We start from the raw sequence: 24100 nt of genomic DNA, 5'->3' as shown, positions 1-24100 counted from the left end.
AACCACTTGTTCGCAATTACATCTAGTGCCTTGGGTATACTGGATCTTTTTTGCACAATTTGTCTTAAGTTCTTTGCTACGGTATAACGCTTATTATTTTAAGAGGGTATTTGATATCCCTTTGTGCAACTTTTTACGGAAGCCCCTGTAAGACTATGATTAACATCTCAGTTGACGATCTCAAGCTCATCAATCTTATTTCCAGCCAGGGCAGTTTTGCCAAAGCTGCAGATATACTTAACCTGACCCGGCCAGGCGTGAGCCGACGGATAAAGTCTATCGAAGACGGTTTGCAAATCTCGCTCTTTAAACGCACAACACGAAAACTCGAATTAACCTATGAGGGCCGGCGCTTTGTGGATCATACCGTGGCGATGGAGCAGCATTGGATCCAAGCGATAGGAGAGATACAGAGCCAGAGGGCCGAGCCGACAGGCAAACTGACCGTATGTAGTTTGGATGTGCTTAACCGGCGTCTGACGCAAAACTGTTTAGCCGATTTTATAGCTCAGTATCCGAAGATTGAGCTCTCGCTGCTAACCACCCACGAGCCACCGGCAACCAATAAGTTTGATGCTGATCTTATGCTGCATATCGCCCCGTTAGATGAACAGGCATTTATTAATGAGCCCATAGTGCTCTGTCAGCAAAAATTTTATGCCAGCCCAGCCTATCTGGCAAAAAACGGCGTGCCTCAGCACCCGAGAGAGCTGGGCGCTTACCATGCTATTGAATGTACCGAGCAGGCGCGTGGACGCGAACCTGGCTACTGGTTATGGTTTGAAGATGAAATAGCCCATCAGGTAAAAATCAACAGCCGCATGCAGTGCGACGAGTTGGAAGCAGCCATGAATATGGCACTGAACGACTGCGGCATTGTCTGGTTGCCCGAGTATTTGGTCCGGCAATATGTTGCAGATGGGCGTTTGGTTACTCTGTTTAACGGCAAATTTGCGAACTCGGTTATTATTTATGCTATTTATCCAAGAATTCAGTATTGCCCGTCTACGACGAAGACTTTTATTCACTTCATGCGTTATAACAAGCAGTTTGGCGTGCCGCTGCCGCCTCAAAATAATCCCATTTACCTCCCCTGAGAGCTAAAGTGAGGTAACGCACGACACAAATGAGACTTAGATCACGCTTTTACTCAAAAAACTAGGGTTATTACTTTCTGGGGGGATCGGCTAACTTTGGGCGAACGTGCCCCCTGCACCCACTCTTTGATACTATTTATTATGATCTGAATCATCTTTTGCGTGGCACCCTCAATGTCCCGATGGTTTCTCATTTCGTATTGTTCACCTTATTGATAACAGTCTATGATCATTGGCTGCATTTTTCCGGTTGGTTTCCGTCCCTATCATATCCTTACTCGTTATGAGGCTTTGCCCTGTGGATAAGGAATTAAGTAATGACTTCGAAAAAATCACCCCATCCGGATGATCAGCAAAAGATTGAAATTAAAGATACAACTGATGGAGATGATGTAAATAAATCCCGCCGCAACCTCTTTAAAATGGGTGCCGGTATTGCTGCCGCAACGGCAGTCACCGGCGCAACGGGTGCTTTTGTTGCCGACCGTATCCATGGCGTTCAACATGATAGCTTTCCGGTTCCTCTGGATCCTGAAGTACTCAAACCCTTTCCCCAGCGCAATTCCATGTGGACCTATGCCCTCAGCCCAAAATTAGCCCTGCAATATCCGGCCAGAAACCAAACCTTCGAAAACGGCTGGAACTTCCAGAAAGAGAGCATGAAATTCATGCGCGGCATGACGGATATCAATTATGCAGCCGACTGGGCTGAAGAAAACGGGCAGAAACCGGGAGCGTCACAACTGGATACTGCACTCTGCTTTGGGGGATGGGCACCGCTCAGTGCGCTGGCACCAATGCAGCATATGATGTTGCCTGATCACGGCGTACACAGTTGGAATCAGGGCCCGGTTGATCTCCCGCCGCCGATCGGTCGTGTTGATCAGGTTGCGAAGAAGCGTTGGGAGTTTGCCTCGGGTGAAGAAGCGGCCATGGCAATCAAATCAGCCGCGCGACTCTATGGTGCCGTTCGTTGTGGTATTACCCGCAACGATCCGCTCTGGAACTTCGATCCTATCTACGATGTACAAAAAGATAAGGAAGTCTCCTGGGATGAGTTCCCGTTTAAACCAAAATCGGTCATCGTGTTCCTGTTGGACATGGATTATGCGGCCATGTCGACTGCACCTTCGAGAATCTCAGAAGCCACGGTAGGCAACGGTTACTCGATGATGTCATTTGTCGGCGCCAGTTTGAGAAGTTTTCTTCATGGCCTGGGCTATCAGGCGGTGGTTTCCGGCAACGATTTAAGTAACAGCGTGGCTTACGGCATCGCTGCCGGACTGGGCGAAGGTGCCCGAAATGGCCAGCTCATTGTTCCGCGTCTCGGCCCCCGAGTCCGGATTGCCAAAATTTATACCGATCTGGAATTACCGGAAGAGGCATATGACAAGCCGCGCAGTTTCGGCATTATGGATTTCTGTACCAAATGTAAACTGTGTGCCGATGCCTGTCCGTCCAACGCAATTTGCACCGATGACGAACCGAGTTGGGGACCGACCTATGAAAACGGTGATAACCCGGATTATGCATGGCACCACCAGAATGGAGTCAAAAAGTTCTATAACGATGCAAAAAAATGTATGAAGTACTGGGTAGACAGCCACACCGATTGTGCAGCCTGCGTCACCGCATGCCCGTGGAATAAGCCGGATTTCTGGCATCACCGATTGATCGACGCCTCCAATGCCTTTACGGGCGGATCGGTTCACACCTTTATGAAAGTAATGGACGAGGTTTATGGTTACGGCAACACCTTTGATGAGCAAGCGGTTCATGACTTCTGGAAAACCGGTAAAGATATCGAAATTTAACTTTGACAGCGAGGAGCAAGATTATGATGGCGTTAATGTGGTACCTGCTGGGTATGTTAACTACGGCGGGCGTTTGGGCTTACGTCAAACTTAAAGCGCACTACCGGCTAGACTGGCGGGCGAAGCTCGGACTGTTGGCCTCGGCAGGCAGTCTCTGGTTTTGCTTCGCCTGGTCCTGGGCCTCGTTTGCCGAGCGAGAGCCTCAGTCAGGGGCAATGGGGCTGCTGATGTTCGGCCTGCAGGCCCTGATTATTTTTGCGGGTACCTGGCGTCTGTTTATTGCCCCTGCTAATAAATAAGCTTTTTAAATTCAAGCGGCAACAGCCGCAGTTTGCCGATGTTTTTTGCGCCCGGCACAAAAAACATCGGCCCTTATCTCCCTAAACTATCCTGTGCAACAAAGGCATCCCATGTCAGATTCAAATTCCACCAGGAAAAAACACCGTAAGAAAGTGAAGCGATCAAATTGGTTAGTTTACTTTTGCTATATTTCTCTACTGCTGGCTGCCATAGCCGGCAACTATTTGCAACACAACGACCAGAGCCGGGTGATATTTGATTATTTCGGCTCAAGCGTGCAGCAAGCCGCAGGCGACAGCCCCTGGGCCTATATCATGCAGCAGGCTAACAAGACGTATCCAATAATCACCGCAAAGGGAAACGGCTACGGCGGTCCGCTCAGCGTCAGCGTAAAAATCGACGAAAAGAGCCGCAAAATCGTCGAAGTAGACCTGCTGCAACATAAAGATACACCAGCCTATATTGCCCGGCTGGAGCGTAAACACTTCTTAAGACAGTTCAAGGGCAAAGCCTTAAACAGTGACTTTCTGGTTGATATCGATATTGATGGGATCAGCGGAGCCACCTATTCAACCAAAGGGATCAATCTTGCCGTACGTGATGCAGCTCATCAGGTGGCGAGTCAGCTGGATATGCCAAAACCCTGGCAGGCGCGTCCGTTTAATTTCTCGATAAAGGACGTTGTTCTCACTCTGGTGATCATCGCGGCGATATTCAGTAAAAAAGTACCGAGGCAATACCGTAAAGGCTACGATCTGGTGATGTCTGTTGTTGTTGTGGCTACCATGGGTTTCTGGCTCAACAGCTCTTTGTCGCTTAATGCCTTTGGCAGTCTGTTTCTGGGCTACCTGCCTGACTGGCACTCCCATCCCGGCTGGTATATTTTGATGAGCAGCGTGCTCGCCTCGCTGCTGTTTATGGGGCGCAACATCTACTGTAACCAGCTCTGTCCTTTTTATATCATCCAGCAATGGCTCAATAAGCTGAGTGGACTCAACTTTTCACCGGCCAAACGACTGTTGGATAATGCTAAGTTCGGCGTTAACCTGCTGTTATGGCTATCTTTGATATTGATCTTTTTATCTCGAACACCGGCCATCACTTCCTTTGAGCCCTTCGCCATGATGTTCTCGCTCGAAGGTGTCGGTATCCAGTGGTATATCCTGCCGCTGGCACTCATCGGCTCGGCTGTAATGAATAACTTCTGGTGCCGGTTGTTTTGCCCGGTCGGACGATTACTCAACCATTCGCTGGAAATACGCTCCAAGGCAAAAAATAAGCTTTTGAGGGCAAAACGCATCCGAGTTAAGGCGGTTTGATGAATAAAGAAAATGAAGTACCGGCGGCCAGGCGCACTAAGCCAAAGTGGCAAGCGTATATCAGCAGTACGCTGTTTTGTATTACGCTTTTATTGGTCTTTGGCTTTATTGTGCAAGAAGGCCTGCGCTGGTTGACCTAGCATAAAAGATATTAGGCCGCTGATATCAGCGGCTTATAACGCGGATGGGGGACGATAGCGCGTTTCCGAGCGTAAACATGTCAGATCGAGTGTGAATCACAGCAGTGCAGTATAATATTATCTCGTAGCGTTTTTCTGCATGCAGGGTTGGTATTGTCGCTGGCTTAATAGAATAAGTGCGATAGACGGGGAGTTGTATGAAATCATTAACGATAGGCCTGCCACTTTTTATTTCTTTGCTGGTGGCCCCAGCTATTTCCAGTACAGAATCTGCGCTTTCCTCTCAAGGTTCTGCTCTTGCCAGTAAAGAGCAAGCAATAACTAATCAGGCGGAGATCACATCCAGCTTTAAGCAAGATGCTCAGCTGATCCGCGATAGCTATGAAGCGAAGTTATTTACGTTACCGGCGTTTAAATCCGGCCATTACGGACTGAGAATGTATCGTCAGACGCTGGATAATAAATATGAAGCGGCGGTATGGTCAGATATGGCACGGGTTGCCAGTCGCTTAAATAAGTTTGCAACCGAAGTTTATACCCCGGAGCAGATCCAGGCATATTCCAATAAGCGTATTGAAGGCTATCTAGATGAAACGAGTGAGCGCAGTAAATTACGTTATGAAGCGACGAAGCAAATGCCGGAATACCTTTATCTTGGTGTTGATTTGCTTGGTTCAATGGCGCGTGCGAATGAGTATGGTCTGAAACACCGTGAAGATGCCAAATTACACCAGGTGATCCGTCGTTATGATTTTGCCAAGTACGCAACAGATGAAGCGATGATTAAAGCCTGGGCGGCTCAGTTGGCTAATCAGGTGTACTGGTTGCGTCAGTTAGGCGAACAGGATGTGGTCGACGACTTTATTGCCGCATTCAGGAAAGCCTACCCGGACAGCAACGACAGTAAGCTGTCAGAACAGCAGTTCGGCAATAAAATTTATGGGCTAACCCATATTATCTTTGCTGCATCTGCGTATTACCAGCATCAGATTAACGAGCAGGATTTCCACTGGGTGTATGACTATTATCGAAACAACATTGATACGATTATCGCCCGGGCGAAGGAAGATGTGATTGCCGAGGTGGGGATTAACTTCCTGCTGGCAGGGTTAGGTGATGATCCTGTTGTTTTGAAAACGCAAAAGGCGATTCAACAAGCCTTGAATCGTGAACATGGTCTGGTGCCATCGGTGACGGGTGGTGTCGAATTAAGAGATGGCGAACACCGTAATGTGCTGGCAATTATGCTGCTTGACTGGAAAGGGCCGCATGTGGCGCCAACGATCACTAAGCAACCTGATATGTTTGACTCTGTGCCGTATGGTTTAGTGGCGAAATAAAGTGCTTGTATCTGCCAGCACACGCGAACAAAAAGGCGAAGCATGATTTCGCCTTTTGTGTTTGTCTTTTCCGATAACCATGAAAACCACTAATTCTCGCGGCACTTAGAAATATTTGCCTTTGATACTGCTGACCGTGAAGGTGCTGACCTCCATATCGGGTGACCAGTAGGCTGCATTCCAGCCAGCTTTGACTTTCAGCTGACGAATGAAATCTCTCGGCTTGGGCAACTTTTCCCACACCTGGGGTAAGAACAGTGCTTGTTTGTGGTTTTTTGTCAGGATCACACCGACCTTATTGTTAGCCAAATAATCGAGTAATTCTTGCTCCGAGTTAATCATCAGCCTTTCTGGTTCAGAAAGTACCGACACTTCAATGGATAGTTTATCGAGTTGATCTTTAGTCAGCGGCATAAACCGATGGTCCTGATAGGCACTGGCTCTTGCTTTGTTGTGTACTTCCAGTACCAGGGGAGAATAAGCCGCTGTTGCGCCGAGACAACCTTGCAGTTCACCATTAACTTCCAGGGTGACAAAACAGGCGGCAGGTTCTAATAACTTGTTGCTGTATAAATCAAGCTGCGGGGCGTTTATTTCACCAGTCGATAAATGTCCTCGAATGGCTTCACGAGCAATATCTAACAGTTGGGTTAGTTCCCCTTTACTCAATTTCTGATATGAGATAACTGACATATCCAACGACTCTCTCCTTATCTCCGGCGGTGTCACCGGAATTTTTTAAATCCATACGTGTAAGTTGGTAGCCCCGTTTTTTTGCAAGTAATAGCAATGCATTAATCCCGGTCGAGCCACATGCCTGCTCGGGTGTTAATGATGGTTCAAAATGTTCGATTAAAGAGCATGTGTTTTTATCGATACTTTGTGCTTCAGCATAACGATGGAAATGGCTCAGATCGCTGCTGACAACCAACAGGGTATTGTCTTGCTGCCACAAGTCATCGATGAGATTGGCGACCGTGACCGGAGAGACATTGCCGGTTAACAGCGGCAACAAAGTAAACTGATGCAGACAGGTTTGCAGAAAAGGCAGTTGTACCTCAAGACAGTGTTCTAAGGCATGTGCCTGATCTGACACTTCCACATCTTCTATTTTCTGCAGTTGTTCGATGGCTTGTGTATCAATAGGAACGTTGCCTAACGGGGTGGCGAAATAGTGCGCGGAAGGTAGCGCACAGCCCTGAAAATAAAAGCGATGACTTGGCCCGATAAGTATGACCCTTTCGATCTTGTCTGCCAGGCCCTTAAGGTGGCGGTATGCCTGGGCGGCCGTTTCACCGGAATAAATATAACCGGCATGAGGCACGATAAGAGCACGTATCGAATGACGCAAAGCAGATTGAGGTTTGAGCCAGTTATCTAACTGACTTTGCAACTGTTGTGCGGATTGATCGTAGAAGCTACCTGCCACTGCCGGGTATCGAATATTCATAGAAATCACACGGTTATTTTCAACGGGACTATATTTAGTATAGGTAGTAAATTTCTATTGTGAGCACGGAGATGCAATTAGCCCCCAGCTTTTTTAAAACCCAATACTGGCATCGTCTGGATGATGGCAGGGTCGTGTGTGATCTTTGTCCGCGTCATTGTCGATTACGGGATGGCAAACGCGGCGCCTGTTTTGTGCGGGAGGCACACGAGGGTGAAATCGTGCTGACCAGCTACGGGCGTTCCAGCGGTTTTTGTATCGATCCCATTGAGAAGAAACCCTTAAATCACTTTTATCCGGGCAGCTCAGTGTTATCGTTTGGTACGGCAGGTTGTAATCTAAGCTGTAAATTCTGCCAGAACTGGGGGATCAGTAAATCTCGCGAGATTGATACGATAGGCGAGCAGGCGATGCCGGAGCAAATTGCACAAGCTGCCAAACGGTATGGTTGTGACAGTATCGCGTTTACGTATAACGATCCGGTGATCTTTATGGAATATGCCGTGGATGCCGCCCAGGCCTGCCATGAGCTGGGTGTTCACAGTGTTGCCGTCAGTGCCGGGTATATTTGCGATGATCCAAGAATGGAATTCTTCCGGTATATGGATGCCGCCAATATTGACTTAAAAGCTTTTACCGAGCGTTTCTACCATAAAATCTGTAGCGGGCATCTGGCTCCGGTGCTCGATACTTTACTGTATTTACGTCATGAAACTCAGGTGTGGTTTGAAATCACCACGCTGTTGATCCCTGGTGAAAATGACAGCCCGGCAGAGTTAGAAGAATTGACGCGTTGGGTGTATGACAACTTAGGCCCAGATATACCTATTCATTTCAGTGCCTTCCATCCTGATTTTAAAATGCTCGATAAACCGAGAACACCGCCTGAAACCGTTCAGAGAGCGAGAGAAATCGCGATGAAAAACGGGCTCAATTATGCCTATGTGGGTAATATTTATGATGAAGCGGGTGACAGTACCTATTGCCCGCAATGTCATCATAAAGTCATATCCCGTGATTGGTATCAGATTGGCGAGTATGGCCTGACAGATGATGGTCATTGTAAGCATTGCGGTTATCAGTTAGCCGGGCGTTTTTCTGCCAGAGGTAAGGCATTTGGTCGTAAGCGCATTCCGGTTAAGATCGGTTCGTAGTTGGTATATACCCAAATTACCTCAAGATGCAGAGTTCAGCGAGAATTCATTGGCTTTTATTCAAGGCCGCCATTTGAGTGAATAGTGGTTCTATTTAGAGAATGGCTAACACAGAATAAAAGCCAATGAAACTCGCCCTTTGGGAGCTCCTCTGGAAAATCACTTCTTCACAAAATGTGTTTGAAAGGGAATGCCATTCCTACACACATTTCGTTCGAATTGAGTTCCCAGTGGTAGCTCTGAATCTCGCATCTCGAGGTAGTTTGGGTATTGATGAAAATCAACGGATCACTCTTACAGGGTTTTACTCGTCTCTCGCTTTCCTTTATCTTATTGCGATCAAGTCAATCAGCCTTATTGGAAAACCATGTCTAAAATCACCATTGAACAGTTAGCACAATACCAGAACCTGGTAATCACCCAGCCTCATTGTCCATTCTGCGTCAAAGCAAAAGCCATTCTCGATGATCGTGGTACCGAGTACACCACGTTGGTTCTGGGTACCGATCTGGTAAAAACAGAGATGATTGAGTTTATCGAACAGACCGCAAATGTCACGGTACGCACCGTTCCTCAAATCATTCTTGATGGTAAGTATATCGGTGGGCACGATGACTTGGTTGCTTTCCTTGATCGTCAGGTTGATACCGCGGAATTGGGTGATTTCGAACTGTAAGTTTGATGTTACAGATCGCCTTAATATGCGAGATTCAGCGCTTTATCACTGAGCGCTATATCTAGTACTCTTTCACATAAATTATGAATAGTTGAAGAGCCTAAATCCGTCATCCCGGAATCGAGGTACGAGATATCCGGGATCCAGCTCTGATCGTGTGTGCCTTAGATTCCGTATAAGTTCGTTCCTCACTTTACGGAATGACGACGTTTTGTGACTGAACTGGTCAAAACTTCTGTGATTAAGTACTAGGGGATATTTGTTTGTAAGAAGGCTCCTTCGGGAGCTTTTTTCGTTTTTGTTTCTTGCGCATCGGTACTTGATCCAGGTTAAGTTAACGGGTTTGAAGTGGTGTTCTGAATGGTTAGATAATTAATGGAATTGGTATTAAATACAGGTAAAATATAGCCAACAATTTACAGGATGATATAACGGTTGAATGCGTGATTGAGTTAGGGATAGGTATAGCGACAGTCGTTGTCGCCGGTCTTGCGATAATATGGCTGATGCATTTTCGCGCAGCAGAGAAGCGAAGGTCCATTCCGCTGGTGATGAGCCTCTGTCTGGTCGGGCTTTCGGCCGGTTTTTATTGGCTGCTGGGCTCTCCGCAGTACCAAACAGAGCTTGTATCCGAAGTGGCTAATGATGAATTTGCCGGTATGAGCGCAAAGGAGATCAATCAACGTCGTATCGAAGAAATTCAACATAAGATCCGTGAAGATAAACAAAACAGCGAGGCCTGGTACACATTGGGCAACGCCTATATGTATGTGAGCGAGTTTGATAATGCCGCTGTTGCGTTCAGTTATTCAGCCCGTTTGGCAAAGCAACCTCAAGCCAATATTTTTTCTGCGCAAGCGACCGCCTTGTATTATGAAAATGGCCAGCAGGTAACGGAACAGATCCAGACACTTATTAAGCAAGCATTGACATTGGATAAGGACAACTTACCCGCACTGATGCTGCTCGCTTCTGATTATTTTCTCAACGCCCGTTATCAGAAAGCCATTGATACCTGGCAACAAGCCTTAGACAGCGAGCGCTCTGATCTTGATCGGGTCGCGTTAATCTCAGCGATCAACCGGGCGAAAAAGTTAGTTCGATAACGGCCTTACTACTTAAAGCGGGATCTCTGTATACTGTCTTAAGCAAAAAAACTGTATAGCGAAAATTATGAAGCTCAATTTTTCTGAATTAAATAAACAGACCAAGAAATCTTTTGGCGATCAGCGTGCGGTCATTAAGCGCGTAATGCAGGGGAAGACCGTTCTATGCCCTGAATGTGGTCAGCCATTACGTCTGGTTCCGCCTGAGACCAGCGATAAGCCGGGGATTGCCTGCGCCAAAGGGTGTACGGTCATTGAGTTAGACTTTTCGTAACTATTTATATCGGTTGGTATTGGCTCAATAACGTCATCGATACTTATAAATTAGCTTGAAACAAAAAAAGCCAGCGAAATGCTGGCTTTTGTATTTCTGTGGTATCAGTCAAGTCTTAGTAAGTTGCTTCACGCGCGTTTGCTTGTTTATTCCACTCTGGAACAACGGTTTTCAGGAAGTCTTCCTTGTCAGCGTTGAGCTTATCCATATCCATGCCAAGCGCTTGTTGTGCTTTAGCTTTGGTTGAAATGTCAGGAAGCTGAATTTCCGTCGTAATGCCTTTGGTTGCCAGCAGACGAACCACTTTCGTACGGGCATCAGCCGCTTTATCAAGCGCGGTACCAAGAATACGTAATGCAACTTCAGGTGCATGCATGTGAACGCCATGAGAAGCGATAGCGTAATCCCAGCGCCACTGAGCATGACGGATATCCATCTGGATAGGCTTCATCTCTTCTTCGGTAGCGCCAGCATCCCAGGCAGCTTTTGCTTCAAAGTGAGCGGCAGCGATTTGCTTCTCAGCTCTTAGCTTCATTTCTGTTACGCTTGTCTTACGCGCCGCGACAATATCTTGCATGGTTTTCTTGTCTTGGGTGTGGCACTGCGCACAAGTGTCTTCGTAGCGATCAAAAGGATTACCGACTTTGTGGTCGGTAAACACGGTACCGTCTTCGTTTTGCACTTTAGGCATATGGCAATCAATACAAGTGACATTGTTTTTACCATGAATGCCTTCACGCCAAGTTTCATAACCCGGGTGTTGTGCTTTCAGCATCGGTGTTTTAGAAACGGCATGAGTCCAGTCTTTGAAACCAAGTTCATCATAATAAACTTCCATTTCATCAACGGTGGTACCTTTGTCCCATGGGAACTTCACGGATTTATTTGGCCCGGTGAAGTAGTACTCGACGTGGCATTGGCCGCAGACTTGCGCTTGCTGATCGAAGCGAGACTGATCTTCAAACTTCTTACCAATGGTTTCCATTGCACGCGCGGCATAAGGGCGTGATAGTTGAAGTGCCGGCTGACCTTCAGCAAACTCTTTGCTTCCGGTATTGTGACAGTCTGAGCAACCAATAGCGTTGTTGATTTCAGCGCCCAGGCGAGCCCATTTGCCTTCGAAGTAACCGTCTTCACCTCGATCGTCAATCACACGAGCCACATCCGGGCTCTTACAGCTCCAACAAGCCATAACCATAGGGCCTGATTTTTCATCTTTCGGACCGCCGGTACGCAGGGTTTGACGCACATCCGTCACTGCATAGAAGTGACCACGCGCTTTATTATAATCTTTCGAGAACCCATAGCCCGCCCAGAGGATCACCATATTGGGATCTTCCTCTAGCGCGTCTTCAATCTGCTCGCTTTCTTTGGTAGCTTCCCAGGTTTTATATTGATCGCTATGGCTCTTCGCAAATTGTTCGTTGCGAGGCTCAAAGCGCATTGTTTCTTTCTGCTCAGCGGTTGTGGCCTGTTCAGACGTAGCCAACGCATTAGTCGATAAGCACAACGCTGACAAGATAGCTGCCACTGCGACAGTATTTCGCGTCCATTTCTTACTCACGATTTGTCACTCCAGTTTTCTAATTATTAAATAAGCCAAGCGTTGTGAATGCGGCTAATTAAGCAAGAAGAATTGAAGTTCGGCCAAATAATATCAAAAAAGAAAGGGGTATTCATAAATATTAATGTTTTGCTGCTTTGGATTAATCAAAAATGTGATGTCAAATATAACGAAAATCAATAACCACACCTACCCCTAAAGGGGTATTGTAGATATTTGTGTCAATAATACCCCTTAAGTGGTATTTACAAGCGGGTACTTGGTGGTGGTCTATTTTCAATATAACCTTTTCCAATCAATAGGTTGTGGTGAGTTGTTTCTTGATCTCAATCATAAAAAGTTCATTTCTGATGCTACTTAAGAGGTAATTGTAATCCGTCTCAATTTTTCATAATCCAAAATATTATTTAATATGCCTGTTGAGCGTTGTGGCTAATCAATCAAGTAAATAAGAATTATTTTCAACTGTGGTCAAAATTCACTTCGTAGTATTCGCTCCTGGTATAAATAACCGCCGGGATAGAATCGCTATGGAGGAAAATGATTTCGCAGGCTCTTTATATACAAAATTTAAATATAAGCACCGATTGCAACTTGTCGTATAAGTTTTGCAATTACGGAAGATGAAAAGGTGAATAATGGGCAATTGTAAAGTGGCCATTAATACGATGCTTACATTCTTTGTAACGATCTGTATTTTTGGTTTTTCCATGAATGTTGCCGCCGACTCAGATACTCAGGAAGCCACAGTCGCTAATCCTGTTGTGATAAATCAAGGGTCCGGTCAACATGTTGTCAAATTTATAAGGGATCGAGATTACGCCTGTACACAATGCCACAAAGATGAAAAAGACGTACTGAGAGGGGCACATGCTGACGCCATTCATGCGCAAACTAATCGGGAAGTCACTTGTGTTGATTGCCACAGTAAAGTCGGTAAAAACCATCGTGATGGTGCGGTTGAAGTGACCAAGTTTGCCCAGGCACAGTCAGTGGCGGGTTCTGAGAAGCCAGCAGCTGATCCGGCGTGGATCAAGCAGCAGAATAATACTTGTGTTAACTGCCACGAACCGAAAGATCTGAGCGAGGTTAACTGGACGCATGATGTGCATGCGCTGGATTTATCGTGTGCGTCTTGCCATACCATGCATCCAAGTGCCGATCCGATGAAAGGTATTGAACGAAAGTCGAAAATTAAGATGTGCGTCGACTGTCACTCAGACCTGATAAAAGAGAAGTAGGAGATGATGGTATGACGTGTTCAAGACGAAATTTTTTAGCCGGTGCAGGTGCCGTAATTTTCACAACGGGCGTGAGTGCCGGTGGGTCGCTATTAGGGCGTCAGTCGCTGGTTGCTACCATGGAAGACGGAACTAAGCGTTATGGCATGGTACATGATGAAACATTATGTATCGGTTGTACCGCTTGTACCGATGCGTGCCGTGAAGTTAACAAGGTGCCTGAAGGGGTATCCCGTTTAGAGATTGTTCGCAGTGAGCCACAAGGGGAATACCCTAATGTGGATTACCAGTTTACCCGTATTTCTTGTCAGCACTGCGACAATGCGCCATGTGTCCATGTTTGCCCGACCGGGGCATCTTTTAAAGATCCCGAAACAGGCATTGTGGATGTAGACCCATTTAAATGTGTCGGTTGTGGTTACTGCCTGGCGGCGTGTCCTTATAAGGTACGTTTCTTTAATCCTGAAACAAAAGCCGCTGATAAATGTGATTTTTGCCGTAAGACCAATCTTAAGGAAGGTAAGTTACCTGCCTGTGTTGAATCTTGCCCAACAAAATCCCTGACGTTTGGTGATTTGAATGATCCAAATAGCAGTGTTTCCAAGTTGTTGGAACAAAAAACGGTTTATCGCTCGAAAGTGGAATTAGGTACGCAGCCGAAGCTGTATAAAGTGCCTCATGGAAAAGGGGAGATAAAAGGATGAGTATGACATTTGCCGATGCCTTTTATTTTGACTCATTAGTTTGGGACTGGATCATCGCGATTTATCTGTTCCTGGCCGGTATGTCTGCCGGGGCAGTGATGATTGCAATTTACCTTAAGCGTAAAGTGATTCAGGGTCACCCGAGTGCTAATGGGATCATTAAAGCGACAGCCATTCTTGCACCTTTTGGCATTATCGCGGGTTTAACGATCTTGATTTTCCACCTGACAAAGCCATTGTCATTCTGGAAGATCATGATTTTCTATAACACCAGCTCTGTAATGTCGATGGGGGTTCTGTTATTCCAGGTGTACATGGCGGTACTGTTTGCCTGGTTAGCGATTATTTTCAAAGATGATCTGCTTAAGCTGTTGAATGGCCGATTGCCCATTGCCGATAAAGTAGTGGGTTTGATCAGTAAATATGAAAATAGCATTGAGCTGTTTCTGGGCTTTTTAGCGGTGATGCTTGCGGCCTATACCGGCTTCCTGCTTTCAGCACTGAAAACCTACCCGTTACTGAATAACCCGATATTGCCAATTTTGTTCTTGTTCTCAAGTCTGTCATCAGGCGCTGCTGCCTGCTTGTTGTTTGGTATTATTGGGTTCAAAGAATCAGCTCATAGCGCATGTGTAAAATGGATCCATCAGTTTGAACGTCCGGTTGTGATATTTGAATTGTTTGTTCTGTTTGCCTTTTTTTCCGGTCTGTACTTTGGTGGCGGCCAGAAAGAAGCGGCGGCTATCGCTGCGATTGGCGGGGGATTCTGGGCGACCTGGTTCTGGTATGGTGTTATTGGTGCAGGCATGTTAGTGCCGCTTGGCCTGAACGCAATCAGTCCGCAAGGGGTTAAGCATAATAAAGCCTATATTATGCTGGTGACGTCCCTGAGCCTGATGGGTGTTCTGATGCTGCGTACTTTTATTCTGTACGCAGGACAAATGACGCTAGTCTAGCTACCTGACAAGTAAGTTAATAATGGAATCGTCACGGGTGACCGTGACGATTTCTTTTGGTTAATATCCAACCACAATAATTCTGGTGAATTCCGGCCTTTTATGATCGAGTTCAAAGTGGGGCATTCAGCGTTACTGGATGATGTACCCAAAACACCGTTAAAGTGTCAGTTTATTATTATAAGGAAATTGAATGCTCCCTGAAGTCGGACATTACGCATTAATACTCGGGTTTGTCTTTGCGTTAATGGGTGGGACGATTCCGCTATATGGTTTAGCTAAAAAGGACTCATACCTTATCCGCTATGCATGGCCGTTAAGTTATGGCGCTTTTTTCTCTGTCACGACAGCAATTGTGTTGCTGGGGTACAGCTTCGCCGTTGATGATTTTTCTGTTGCTTATATTGCACATCACTCAAATTCTCAGTTACCGCAATTTTTCAAAGTGGCAGCCGTATGGGGCGGCCATGAAGGATCCTTTCTGTTTTGGTTATTTTCGTTAACCGGATGGGCGGCGGCAGTTGCCTATTATTGCCGTAACAAAGATGAACAGTTTATTGGCCGGGTGCTGGTGATTCTGGCATTGCTGGCAGCAGCCTTCAGCCTGTTTACCCTGCTTGCTTCTAACCCCTTTCTGCGTATATTTCCGATGCCTGCAGAAGGGCGTGATTTAAACCCGATGCTGCAAGATGTCGGGCTTATTTTCCACCCGCCGATGCTGTACTTGGGTTATGTCGGTTTTGCTGTCAGCTTTGCGTTTGCTTTAGCGGCGCTTACAACGACCAGCGATACTGTCAGTCCGGCATCCTGGGCGCGCTGGAGCCGACCATGGACACTTAGCGCTTGGGTTTTCCTTACCGGAGGTATCGCGTTAGGCTCATGGTGGGCATATTATGAATTAGGCTGGGGCGGCTGGTGGTTTTGGGATCCCGTCGAGAACGCTTCGCTGATGCCGTGGCTGACGGGTACGGCATTGCTGCACTCGCTGATCATTACCGAGAAACGCAAAGCCCTCACAAGCTGGACATTATTACTGTCGATTTTTACTTTTTCACTGAGTTTACTCGGTACTTTCATTGTCCGGTCCGGGGTATTGACCTCAGTGCATGCGTTTGCCGTTGATCCGACACGTGGCTTAGCCTTGCTCGCTATTCTTGGTGTCATATTACTGACATCACTGACGCTGTTTGCGCTTCGTTCCGGGCGATATATCAAACCTGTTCGTTTTGGCTTTTTGTCTCGCGAAGCGGCATTTCTAGCGGGTAATAGTTTATTTGCCGTGGTGACGTTAACCATTTTGCTTGGAACATTTTATCCGATGGTCTTTCAGGCGTTTGGCTTGGGTAATATTTCTGTTGGTGCACCGTATTTTAATAGTTTGTTTATACCGCTGAGTTTCCTTCTTTTTGCGTTTATGGGCTTAGCCCCGTTAATTCGCTGGCATCGTGCATCTTCAGATGACTTCATTACCCGCATTCTGGCACCGATGGCGGTTTCTGTCGTTTTGGGCGTTGCGCTGTCTGTCATGTTTGAAGGTGGAATTAATCTGGTTGTATGTATCGCTTTCATCATGGCGTTGTGGATCACGCTAACCTCGGTGCAGACTTTGTATATGGATCAGAAGTCACGCAAAGGCTGGAAATTTGACCGGAAATGTTGCCGTCAGTTGGCAATGGTCACCGCCCATGTCGGGGTTGCTACCGCCTTAGTCGGAGCGACGCTGGTGAGTTACTACGCCGAAGAAGTGACTAACAAGATGGGGCCGGGTGATCAGCTGGAGCTGGGTGATTATCAGTTTCATTATCGCGATACCGAGTTACTGATTGGGCCAAACTACACCGCAGAACAAGCCAATATAGAGGTAGTACAAGAGGGCGAAAGCCTTGGCATGATTGAACCTCAGCGTCGCCATTACACCGTGCGTACCATGAATATGAGTGAGCCGGGCATTCTATGGTCCTGGCACGGCGATATCTATATCACCTTAGGGGAGAAGCTTAATCGAACAGATTATGCAGTCAGGATCCAATATAAACCTTTTGTACGCTGGTTATGGCTGGGCGGGATCTTAATGATGTTAGGTGGAACGCTTGCGGTATTAGCCCGAATTAACGTTAACGCTTACCAGCCTTCGGATAAAAAAGAACAATTGATACCGACGATTATTGTTTGGAAGTAAGAAGACAAAGGATTGAGAATAATGAAAATGATGCGCTTTCTGCCACTTGCTATGGTCTTAGCTGCCGGGTGTTTACTGGTGCTGGGAATGGAAAGCAAAAATGCGTCGGTTGCTTCACCGTTGGAAGGCCAGCCAGTGCCTGAATTTGCGTTACCAAGTTTACAGCATGAGCAAAGTACGATTACTCAAGCCAGCTTGACCGGAGAAGTTCAGTTACTGAATGTGTGGGCCTCATGGTGTGGTATTTGTAAGTCGGAACATGAGTACCTGAAGCAATTGGTTAGCCAGCAGGCCATTCCAATCGTCGGGCTGAACTACCGGGATGACAGGCAGGGGGCATTGGATGTGTTAAAGCAATCGGGCAATCCCTACCGGCAGGTGATTTATGATCCTCAAGGGGCGTTAGCGCTGGATTTAGGTGTCTATGGCACCCCTGAAACGTATTTGATTGATAAAAATGGTGTCATTCGTCATCGTTATACGGGGGCATTAACCCCGACCATCTGGCAGCAACAATTTGCACCAAGAATAGAGCAGTTAACGAGTCTTACCCTATGATAAATCCGTACCTTAAAACAGCACCGTTTTTTCTGAAAAATCATATCAAAGCTTTATCGGCGGGAAGCGTTTTAGCATTATTTTCTTTACTCGTCACCGTGCAACCTGCGTATGCTCAGGCCGATCAAACCTTTATTGCCGCAGAGACTCGGTTAGTCGAATCGGTGGAAACTTTTCAGTTTCGTTCACCTCAAAAGCACAAGCGGGCGATGGCCCTGGCAAAGAACCTGCGTTGTCCGCAATGTCAGAACCAGAATCTAATTGAATCAAATTCGCCAGTAGCGAAAGATCTGCGCCTGAAAGTCTATCAGATGGTGAATGGTGGAAAGTCTGATCAACAAGTCATTGATTTTATGACCAGTCGATTTGGCGATTTTGTGTTATATCAGCCAAAATTCGAACCCAAGACTTATGTGCTGTGGTTGGGACCGATCCTGATATTGCTTGCGTTTGTCTGGGGGGCAGTGCGTTCGATTCGACGCCATCCTTAATGACTACGCGATAACCTGCGCCAAACCCATAAACTGGAATCGGTAATCAGTTCAGATACCCGATTCCATTTGTAGCAAAAAATTTCCGTCGATTGAGCTTTGTTATTTTTATTTTTCTCAGATGCGTTTATGCAACGTGTTGATTCTTTTCTATACTGGAAATTGTCCACGATACTAAGATGTGGACCGAAGCCGGAAGTAAACGCCTATAAGAGAAAGGTGACAAAAATGAGAAATAAAAGAATATTGGCGGTTGTAATATCCTACGTGCTGCTTGGCGGTATTGCTAATGCAACAGGTGGCGGCGGTGTATTGTCAGATCCGGGGGCCGCCGAGGGTAAGCATTTTCACCCTAAAGGCAAACTTCCCTCAACGTACACGGTTGATGCCCAGCAAAAACAACGCGAGAGTTTACCATTTTCTGATAAACGTGACTTTGAGGAAGCGAAGCGCGGTTTTATTGCCGCCCCTGGTTATAAGCAGATAAAGGCAGAAGCCGGTCATGTTGCCTGGGATATGGCTAGTTACGAGTGGTTGCTGCAAGATAAAGCGTTCGACAGCCTCCATCCATCACTTCAGCGCCAGGCTGTACTGAATATGGCTTATGGCCTTTATGAAGTTGTACCTGATAAAATTTATCAGGTTCGCGGCTTTGATCTGGCCAATATTAGTTTTATCAAAAGTGATAATGGCTGGATTATCTTTGATCCTTTGACTGCAAAAGAAACCGCCGCCGCCGCACTTCAGTTTATTAATGAGCAACTCGGTGAGCGGCCGGTTGTTGCGGTCGTCTATTCACATTCACATGCTGACCATTTCGGTGGCGCACGTGGTGTGGTTAATGAGGACGAATTGAAAGCCGGTAAGATTAAGATTATTGCTCCTGTCGGTTTTATGCATCACGCAGTCTCTGAAAACGTCTATGCCGGCAATGCAATGAATCGCCGAATGTTCTTCCAATATGGTGTGCTACTACCACGTAGCCCGTTTGGTCATGTTGATCAATCGATTGGTAAAAATACCGCGGCAGGGAATACGGGGCTGATCCCGCCAACGGTGATTATAGAAAAAGATATAGAAGAGCTGACCGTTGACGGTGTGAAAATGATATTTCAGAACACACCGGGAACGGAAGCACCGGCTGAAATGAATACCTATTTCCCTGATTTGAAAACATTTTGGGCTGCTGAAAATATCACCGGTACGGTACATAATATTTATACCCTCCGTGGTGCTCTGATCCGTGATGCTTTGGAGTGGTCAAAGCAGATAAATAATGCCCTTTATATGTTTGGTCAGGAAGCCGAGGTGATGTTTGCTTCGCACAGCTGGCCGCGCTGGGGCAATGATCGTATTCAGGAGGTGATGCGGACACAACGCGATATCTATGCCAATCTGAATAATGAAGTACTGCATCTGGCGAACCAGGGGGTGACGATTAATGAGGTACATAATCAATATAAGCCGCCGAAGAGTTTGCAACAGCAGTGGACTGCCCATAGTTATCATGGCTCAGAGCAGCATAACAGCCGTGCAGTAATCAATCGTTATCTGGGTTATTGGGATGGTAATCCGGCCACTTTGATCCCGCTTTCTCCTCGTGATTCAGCGCCGCTTTATGTCGAGATGATGGGCGGGGCCGATAATATCATCAAGAAAGGCCAGGAGCTTTTTGATAAAGGCGAATATCTGCAGGCATCAGAGATCCTTAACAAACTGGTCTATGGTGAACCTGATAACCAGCAAGGCAAGGATTTGTTAGCCGATGTCTTTGAACAGATAGGTTATCAGCAGGAAAGTCCGAGTGTACGAAACAGTTTTCTTGCCGCCGCTTATGAATTACGTAGCGGAATTCCTAGCGGTGCTTCACCGAAGACATCTGGGCCAGACGTAATACGAGCCATGTCTACCAGTTTGTGGCTGGATTTCCTTGCGGTTCGCCTCGACAGCAAAAAAGCCGAAGGCATTAATTTTGTTATCAACTTGGTGACACCGGATAATGACGAGAAATATGCCGTAGAGCTGAGTAACGCAACGCTGACGAATATCAAAGGTTACCTGGCTAAAAAGCCGGATCTCACAATCACCATTAATCGTTCTGAACTTGAACAGGTGATGATGGGAGCAGTTACCTTTGACGAACAGATTAAATCCGGTAAAGCGAAGTTAGAAGGTGACAATAAGCCTTTTGAACAGCTGAAGACCATGTTGGTACATTTCACACCAGATTTTGAGCTGATGCCAGGGACCAAAGGAGAGTCAGTGAAACCAGAACTTAACACGTTTGAGCAAGAGCCATCCGGTAGTTCAGCAGGTGGCTGACAGTATTTTACTTAATATCCTGAAACATAAGTAAAAGAGGGAGGCTGGTTGTCTCCCTCATATTTTATATCAACGAACAGAGCTGCTATGGCGGAATAATTCGCTAAAACTCGGGAAAATGCAGGTCTTTGTTGTGCTGTAAGGTCGCCAGCTTCAATTACTCTTTTAAGAACAGCAAAAAAAAATGAAGGTGATAGTGTGAAAATTGCATTTTTCGGAGAGTGTATGGTCGAGTTGAGTGGCCAGCCTCTGCAGCGTACCTTCGGTGGTGATACTTTAAACACGGCATTGTACCTGTCGAGATTAAGTGTTTCTCGCAACCACTCGGTCAGCTATGCAACGGCTTTAGGCATTGATCATATTAGTCAGGATATGCTTTTATCATGGCAAGCTGAACATATTGATACTGCAATGGTGCGTAAAATTGCGGATAAATTACCGGGGTTGTATCTGGTCGAAACAGAACCAAACGGTGAGCGTCATTTTCATTACTGGCGTAATGACAGCGCAGCAAAGTTCTATTTTTCTGATTCATCTTCGCCTTCACCTTTAGAGCAAGCCATTGATGCACAGCAGTTTGATGCCTTGTATATCAGTGGGATCAGCTTTGCAATTCTGGCCGAAGATGCGAAAACAGTATTGATCACTTTGCTGGAGAAACACAAAGCTAATGGCGGTAAAGTGTTGTTTGATAATAACTTTCGCCCTCAGTTATGGACCGCGAAGCAAGCACAGTATTGGTATGCCCAAATATACCCTTTTGTTGATATTGCGTTGATCACTGAAGACGATGACCGACGAATTTGGGGCGAGACGGATATTATTGAGCGTTGCCAACAGTTCGGTTGTAATGAAGTGGTGATCAAGCGCGGCAGTGAACCTTGTAAGGTTGTCACTGATTTGCAAAGTGAAGCCCCTGAAACCTATTATGTGGCAACAAATAAAGTCGACGCTGTGGTTGATACCTCTGCGGCTGGCGATTCTTTTGCAGCGGGTTACCTAGCCAGTCGTTTAAGTGGTGAATCCGCAACGTCATCAGCAGAATTAGGCCACCATCTGGCCTCGATTGTAATCCAATATACCGGGGCGATTATCCCGCCAGAAGCAATGAAAGACATTATGTAAGAGGGCATGAGTTACGCGTCTAACCACTGTTTGATTTATAGTCGCTTTATCCATCTCTTTGTCATTTTGTGTATAAAATCAGCAAACAAACATAATTACACTATTTTGATGTTGACTCATGCAGAGCAATCCGTAGAATGCACCCCATACCGCAACGGGGAGACTTGTTAAGCGGTTGCAATCGAAAGATTGCTTACTTCTACGAAGTAATGGCGCGTTGGCAGAGTGGCTATGCAGCGGATTGCAAATCCGTGTACCTCGGTTCGACTCCGGGACGCGCCTCCATTCTCTTTGAGAATAAAATGCGACACTAGCTCAGCTGGTAGAGCGCAACCTTGCCAAGGTTGAGGTCACGAGTTCGAACCTCGTGTGTCGCTCCAAATATTGCAATGTCGAGATTGTTTATATTAACAAACTTCGACATTGAAAGATGGTGTCTAACCATCGCAATCAAGAATTGCGTGCCCTGGTGGTGGAATTGGTAGACACAAGGGATTTAAAATCCCTCGGCGTTCGCGCTGTGCCGGTTCAAGTCCGGCCCGGGGCACCATCTAAATAAGAAAGGCTTACCGAAAGGTAAGCCTTTTTTACATCTAACGATATATATCTAAGCCTCCTTAATAACCTTGGGCAGTCTGAGTTTATACACGCTCAACGCTAGCCAATTCTATTTCCTCGAATCCATTCATATCCTGACAACATCATCGAACTCTGCCAAATGAAGGGCGACCATGATGTAATTGGCTGAAAAAGCCGCGCATTATGCCATTGCATACTATTCTTAATTCTTGAACCCCTTCCCTTCAAGGAGAACATCATGGCTGATATTGAGAAAGACACAACAAACTGGCCAGATCTCGCCGGTGCCCTCTATGACAAACTCACCGAACGTCATGCAGAATTAACGTATGATTTTGATAATGTAGAAATTAGTGTCCCAAGTGGTGCTGGTGAAAAAGCGCCGCATTCGACCTGGAAGTTCAATGGTACCATTAGTATTCGAGGCCGGAATCTGGATTAACTGATGCGGTTTGACGTTCAGGGTGAAATGGATATAGAGGTGAATGGCGAACCCATTCACCTTTCTGCATGTGCTAGCAGGTTTGAACTTATTTTGCCCACATTGAGTGCGTTAGCTACTCTCGCCCGGGCTTTTCCTCACCTCCCCATAGCATCAGGCAGACTGGCAACGATCCGCCAGGCCATGTCATTTTGTGATCACGTCACCATCAAGGTGGAGGATATGACGGTCATGACCATTAATCGGCGAGAAGGCCGTCGTTATTTTTCTTTAACCCGTAATCAGGTCGCGTTTGAAAATAAGAAACTGTGGCTCAAAGACAGTTACAAACTGATCAGGCACTACTTCAGGCAACCGGGATTGCCGAAGACCGAGTAATGGCCTTATAGCAATTCTCATAATTACCAGCCGATAATGCTATCTCACCGAATCAAGTTAACAAATTAAAGAAGACTCAGATCTGATAGAGAAGGGTGTTAAAAAAACATCAAGATCATCAACTTTATCCTAGAGACAGAGCTCCTATGTGTATTTATTAGGAACGTAAATACATGAATTGACTCGCAAAAAACACAGCTATTGAATAAATAATCAATAATTTGTGCATAATTGTTGTTTGTATTGGCAGCTGCGCATAAGGAATGGAGCATAAAATGCGGATTAAAGAGTTTATTAGTACGTTATTAGGTATTAGAGCTTTTCAACCTGAGCAGGGAGTCTGGGAAAATCAATATCAAAATAACCAATGGCAACATCTTCACCAATTAGGTGAACTTGCTCACTACAATGTTATTCGTGGTTATATTAATCATTTTAAACCCAATGCGGACATTTTGGATGTAGGTTGTGGTGAAGGGGTACTTCAACGAGAGTTAAGTTCATCAGACTACAATTATTATATGGGAATTGATTTTTCTGATACCGCAATAAAAAATGCTTGTGCCAGAAGCCAGAATGAAAAGACTTTCTTCGAACAAGCGGATGCTCATGCCTACCAGCCTGACAGAAAATATGATTGCATTGTTTTTTGTGAAAGCCTCAACTGCATTAATGACCCAGAAAAATTAGTTGCGCGGTTGGAAGCCTATCTGAAGCCCGATGGGATAGTGATAGTGTCGCTATTTAAGCAACTTTGGATTGATAAAATCATGTGGCGAAAAGTGCAGAAAAATTTTCAGATCATCGATAAAACCCAAGTGATAAATAGCAAAGGTAGTGCATGGCAGTGCAAGGTACTAAAGCCAATCGATAACCGTTAATACCAACAGG

24 protein-coding genes and 3 tRNA genes are annotated in these 24100 nt (G+C 46.0%); 24 read left to right on the top strand and 3 right to left on the bottom strand.

The features are described from left to right. Positions 1-155 precede the first annotated feature (155 nt). From L4D76_RS02160 to L4D76_RS02135, 6 genes are all read left to right on the top strand, one after another. The gene (locus L4D76_RS02160) at positions 156-1097 is read left to right on the top strand and encodes a LysR family transcriptional regulator (protein WP_428439281.1); all 942 of its coding nucleotides are present in this window, start codon (positions 156-158) and stop codon (positions 1095-1097) included. 317 nt (positions 1098-1414) lie between these two features. Beyond that, positions 1415-2911 (top strand): reductive dehalogenase, encoded by a 1497-nt coding sequence (locus L4D76_RS02155; protein ID WP_428439280.1) that lies wholly within the window; start codon positions 1415-1417, stop codon positions 2909-2911. A gap of 23 nt (positions 2912-2934) precedes the next feature. Continuing rightward, complete coding sequence (locus L4D76_RS02150) at positions 2935-3210, top strand: tetrachloroethene dehalogenase (RefSeq protein ID WP_428439279.1); 276 nt, start codon at positions 2935-2937, stop codon at positions 3208-3210. Positions 3211-3321: 111 nt separating this feature from the next. Further along, complete coding sequence (locus L4D76_RS02145) at positions 3322-4530, top strand: FMN-binding protein (protein ID WP_428439278.1); 1209 nt, start codon at positions 3322-3324, stop codon at positions 4528-4530. Further along, positions 4530-4670 carry a hypothetical protein gene (locus L4D76_RS02140; protein WP_428439277.1) on the top strand — a complete coding sequence of 47 codons (141 nt, stop codon included), beginning with the start codon at positions 4530-4532 and terminating at the stop codon, positions 4668-4670. Before L4D76_RS02145 ends, L4D76_RS02140 begins: the two co-directional genes overlap by 1 nt. 197 nt (positions 4671-4867) lie before the next feature. After that, the gene (locus L4D76_RS02135) at positions 4868-6010 is read left to right on the top strand and encodes a DUF3541 domain-containing protein (RefSeq protein WP_428439276.1); all 1143 of its coding nucleotides are present in this window, start codon (positions 4868-4870) and stop codon (positions 6008-6010) included. A gap of 105 nt (positions 6011-6115) precedes the next feature. Here L4D76_RS02135 and amrA read toward each other — a convergent pair whose 3' ends face one another. Both amrA and amrB read right to left on the bottom strand, forming a co-directional pair. Further along, the gene (gene amrA, locus L4D76_RS02130; RefSeq protein WP_428439275.1) at positions 6116-6703 is read right to left on the bottom strand and encodes an AmmeMemoRadiSam system protein A; all 588 of its coding nucleotides are present in this window, start codon (positions 6701-6703) and stop codon (positions 6116-6118) included. Continuing rightward, on the bottom strand, positions 6672-7460 hold the full coding sequence (amrB, locus tag L4D76_RS02125) for an AmmeMemoRadiSam system protein B (RefSeq protein WP_428439274.1): 789 nt from the start codon (positions 7458-7460) through the stop codon (positions 6672-6674). Before amrB ends, amrA begins: the two co-directional genes overlap by 32 nt. A 71-nt stretch (positions 7461-7531) precedes the next feature. Between amrB and amrS the strand changes: the two genes are divergently transcribed. The 4 genes from amrS (at position 7532) to L4D76_RS02105 (ending at position 10670) form a co-directional block, all read left to right on the top strand. Next, on the top strand, positions 7532-8614 hold the full coding sequence (gene amrS / locus L4D76_RS02120) for an AmmeMemoRadiSam system radical SAM enzyme (protein ID WP_428439273.1): 1083 nt from the start codon (positions 7532-7534) through the stop codon (positions 8612-8614). Between the two features lie 367 nt (positions 8615-8981). Then, positions 8982-9290: a glutaredoxin domain-containing protein gene (locus tag L4D76_RS02115; RefSeq protein ID WP_428439272.1), complete on the top strand. Its 309-nt coding sequence runs from the start codon at positions 8982-8984 to the stop codon at positions 9288-9290. A gap of 443 nt (positions 9291-9733) precedes the next feature. After that, entirely contained in the window at positions 9734-10396 is a 663-nt protein-coding gene (locus L4D76_RS02110) for a TPR domain-containing protein (protein WP_428439271.1), read from the top strand. A gap of 67 nt (positions 10397-10463) precedes the next feature. Next, a complete protein-coding gene (locus L4D76_RS02105) occupies positions 10464-10670 on the top strand; it encodes a hypothetical protein (protein ID WP_428439270.1) in 207 nt (68 codons plus the stop codon). Positions 10671-10785: 115 nt separating this feature from the next. Here the strand turns inward: L4D76_RS02105 and nrfA are convergent, their stop codons facing one another. Then, entirely contained in the window at positions 10786-12234 is a 1449-nt protein-coding gene (gene nrfA, locus L4D76_RS02100) for an ammonia-forming nitrite reductase cytochrome c552 subunit (RefSeq protein WP_428439269.1), read from the bottom strand. A gap of 638 nt (positions 12235-12872) precedes the next feature. On the opposite strand from nrfA, the gene nrfB reads away from it, so the two are divergent. From nrfB to L4D76_RS02030, 14 genes are all read left to right on the top strand, one after another. Continuing rightward, complete coding sequence (nrfB, locus tag L4D76_RS02095; protein ID WP_428439268.1) at positions 12873-13475, top strand: cytochrome c nitrite reductase pentaheme subunit; 603 nt, start codon at positions 12873-12875, stop codon at positions 13473-13475. Between the two features lie 11 nt (positions 13476-13486). Beyond that, complete coding sequence (gene nrfC, locus L4D76_RS02090; RefSeq protein WP_428439267.1) at positions 13487-14179, top strand: cytochrome c nitrite reductase Fe-S protein; 693 nt, start codon at positions 13487-13489, stop codon at positions 14177-14179. Beyond that, on the top strand, positions 14176-15135 hold the full coding sequence (gene nrfD / locus L4D76_RS02085) for a cytochrome c nitrite reductase subunit NrfD (RefSeq protein WP_428439266.1): 960 nt from the start codon (positions 14176-14178) through the stop codon (positions 15133-15135). Before nrfC ends, nrfD begins: the two co-directional genes overlap by 4 nt. A 193-nt stretch (positions 15136-15328) precedes the next feature. After that, positions 15329-17314, top strand: coding sequence for a heme lyase NrfEFG subunit NrfE (gene nrfE, locus L4D76_RS02080; RefSeq protein ID WP_428439265.1), 1986 nt, complete (start codon positions 15329-15331; stop codon positions 17312-17314). Positions 17315-17335: 21 nt separating this feature from the next. Continuing rightward, a complete protein-coding gene (locus L4D76_RS02075; protein ID WP_428439264.1) occupies positions 17336-17872 on the top strand; it encodes a DsbE family thiol:disulfide interchange protein in 537 nt (178 codons plus the stop codon). Further along, the gene (nrfF, locus tag L4D76_RS02070) at positions 17869-18363 is read left to right on the top strand and encodes a heme lyase NrfEFG subunit NrfF (RefSeq protein ID WP_428439263.1); all 495 of its coding nucleotides are present in this window, start codon (positions 17869-17871) and stop codon (positions 18361-18363) included. Before L4D76_RS02075 ends, nrfF begins: the two co-directional genes overlap by 4 nt. 228 nt (positions 18364-18591) lie before the next feature. Further along, positions 18592-20685: an alkyl/aryl-sulfatase gene (locus L4D76_RS02065; protein ID WP_428439262.1), complete on the top strand. Its 2094-nt coding sequence runs from the start codon at positions 18592-18594 to the stop codon at positions 20683-20685. Positions 20686-20910: 225 nt separating this feature from the next. After that, positions 20911-21810, top strand: a complete 900-nt coding sequence (locus L4D76_RS02060) for a sugar kinase (RefSeq protein ID WP_428439330.1) — start codon at positions 20911-20913, stop codon at positions 21808-21810. Positions 21811-22021: 211 nt separating this feature from the next. Beyond that, a tRNA-Cys gene (locus tag L4D76_RS02055) sits at positions 22022-22095 on the top strand. Between the two features lie 19 nt (positions 22096-22114). Continuing rightward, positions 22115-22190: transfer RNA gene (locus tag L4D76_RS02050), tRNA-Gly, on the top strand. Between the two features lie 83 nt (positions 22191-22273). Continuing rightward, positions 22274-22360, top strand: a tRNA-Leu gene (locus tag L4D76_RS02045). Between the two features lie 267 nt (positions 22361-22627). Beyond that, a complete protein-coding gene (locus tag L4D76_RS02040; protein ID WP_107282882.1) occupies positions 22628-22831 on the top strand; it encodes a hypothetical protein in 204 nt (67 codons plus the stop codon). Positions 22832-22834: 3 nt separating this feature from the next. Next, a complete protein-coding gene (locus tag L4D76_RS02035; RefSeq protein WP_428439261.1) occupies positions 22835-23209 on the top strand; it encodes a hypothetical protein in 375 nt (124 codons plus the stop codon). A gap of 275 nt (positions 23210-23484) precedes the next feature. Next, positions 23485-24090: a class I SAM-dependent methyltransferase gene (locus L4D76_RS02030; RefSeq protein ID WP_428439260.1), complete on the top strand. Its 606-nt coding sequence runs from the start codon at positions 23485-23487 to the stop codon at positions 24088-24090. Positions 24091-24100: the final 10 nt, after the last annotated feature.

Origin of the sequence: Photobacterium sagamiensis, assembly GCF_050337085.1 — a bacterium.
GTDB classification, from domain to species: Bacteria; Pseudomonadota; Gammaproteobacteria; order Enterobacterales; family Vibrionaceae; genus Photobacterium; species Photobacterium sagamiensis.
The sequence above is the reverse complement of the archived record's forward strand: the minus strand, read 5'-3'. Positions and strand labels throughout refer to the sequence as shown.

Bases quoted from the DNA above. Each gene is read 5' to 3' on its own strand.
- L4D76_RS02160 (WP_428439281.1), top strand. From the start codon at position 156: ATGATTAACATCTCAGTTGACGATCTCAAGCTCATCAATCTTATTTCC.
- L4D76_RS02155 (WP_428439280.1), top strand. From the start codon at position 1,415: ATGACTTCGAAAAAATCACCCCATCCGGATGATCAGCAAAAGATTGAA.
- L4D76_RS02150 (WP_428439279.1), top strand. From the start codon at position 2,935: ATGATGGCGTTAATGTGGTACCTGCTGGGTATGTTAACTACGGCGGGC.
- L4D76_RS02145 (WP_428439278.1), top strand. From the start codon at position 3,322: ATGTCAGATTCAAATTCCACCAGGAAAAAACACCGTAAGAAAGTGAAG.
- L4D76_RS02140 (WP_428439277.1), top strand. From the start codon at position 4,530: ATGAATAAAGAAAATGAAGTACCGGCGGCCAGGCGCACTAAGCCAAAG.
- L4D76_RS02135 (WP_428439276.1), top strand. From the start codon at position 4,868: ATGAAATCATTAACGATAGGCCTGCCACTTTTTATTTCTTTGCTGGTG.
- amrA (WP_428439275.1), bottom strand. From the start codon at position 6,703: ATGTCAGTTATCTCATATCAGAAATTGAGTAAAGGGGAACTAACCCAA.
- amrB (WP_428439274.1), bottom strand. From the start codon at position 7,460: ATGAATATTCGATACCCGGCAGTGGCAGGTAGCTTCTACGATCAATCC.
- amrS (WP_428439273.1), top strand. From the start codon at position 7,532: ATGCAATTAGCCCCCAGCTTTTTTAAAACCCAATACTGGCATCGTCTG.
- L4D76_RS02115 (WP_428439272.1), top strand. From the start codon at position 8,982: ATGTCTAAAATCACCATTGAACAGTTAGCACAATACCAGAACCTGGTA.
- L4D76_RS02105 (WP_428439270.1), top strand. From the start codon at position 10,464: ATGAAGCTCAATTTTTCTGAATTAAATAAACAGACCAAGAAATCTTTT.
- nrfB (WP_428439268.1), top strand. From the start codon at position 12,873: ATGGGCAATTGTAAAGTGGCCATTAATACGATGCTTACATTCTTTGTA.
- nrfC (WP_428439267.1), top strand. From the start codon at position 13,487: ATGACGTGTTCAAGACGAAATTTTTTAGCCGGTGCAGGTGCCGTAATT.
- nrfD (WP_428439266.1), top strand. From the start codon at position 14,176: ATGAGTATGACATTTGCCGATGCCTTTTATTTTGACTCATTAGTTTGG.
- nrfE (WP_428439265.1), top strand. From the start codon at position 15,329: ATGCTCCCTGAAGTCGGACATTACGCATTAATACTCGGGTTTGTCTTT.
- L4D76_RS02075 (WP_428439264.1), top strand. From the start codon at position 17,336: ATGAAAATGATGCGCTTTCTGCCACTTGCTATGGTCTTAGCTGCCGGG.
- nrfF (WP_428439263.1), top strand. From the start codon at position 17,869: ATGATAAATCCGTACCTTAAAACAGCACCGTTTTTTCTGAAAAATCAT.
- L4D76_RS02065 (WP_428439262.1), top strand. From the start codon at position 18,592: ATGAGAAATAAAAGAATATTGGCGGTTGTAATATCCTACGTGCTGCTT.
- L4D76_RS02060 (WP_428439330.1), top strand. From the start codon at position 20,911: ATGGTCGAGTTGAGTGGCCAGCCTCTGCAGCGTACCTTCGGTGGTGAT.
- L4D76_RS02040 (WP_107282882.1), top strand. From the start codon at position 22,628: ATGGCTGATATTGAGAAAGACACAACAAACTGGCCAGATCTCGCCGGT.
- L4D76_RS02035 (WP_428439261.1), top strand. From the start codon at position 22,835: ATGCGGTTTGACGTTCAGGGTGAAATGGATATAGAGGTGAATGGCGAA.
- L4D76_RS02030 (WP_428439260.1), top strand. From the start codon at position 23,485: ATGCGGATTAAAGAGTTTATTAGTACGTTATTAGGTATTAGAGCTTTT.